Source organism: Ramlibacter sp. AN1015 (assembly GCF_037726105.1).
GTDB lineage: Bacteria > Pseudomonadota > Gammaproteobacteria > Burkholderiales > Burkholderiaceae_C > Ramlibacter.
This window is the reverse complement of sequence record NZ_JBBJUM010000036.1, coordinates 1-317: the sequence shown is the minus strand read 5'-3', so window position 1 is coordinate 317 and position 317 is coordinate 1. Positions and strand designations below refer to the sequence as shown.

Below are 317 nucleotides of genomic sequence, written 5' to 3'. Positions count from 1 at the left end.
GCGTGTGGTCATGCGCTCGGGCCGCGACACCACGCTGCAAGGCGCCGTGGTCAAGGCCCCCACCGTCGTGGCCGACGTCGCCCGCGACCTCAACCTCGAAAGCCTGCAGGACACCAGCACCTACACCAGCCGCCAGCGCAGCGCAGGCGGCAGCGTCTCGGTGGGCTACGGCCAGATGGGCGGCAGCCTCAGCGCCAACGCGAGCAACATCGACAGCACCTACGCCAGCGTCGCCGAGCAAAGCGGCATCAAGGCCGGTGACGGCGGCTTCCAGGTCACCGTGGGCGGCGACACCAACCTCCGGGGCGGCGTGATCG

General features: G+C 71.0%; 1 protein-coding gene. It reads left to right on the top strand.

Annotated elements, in window-relative coordinates; translation table 11 throughout:
- Positions 1 to 317: hemagglutinin repeat-containing protein (locus WG922_RS21935; RefSeq protein ID WP_340285171.1), on the top strand; the 317-nt coding region annotated here is incomplete at both ends.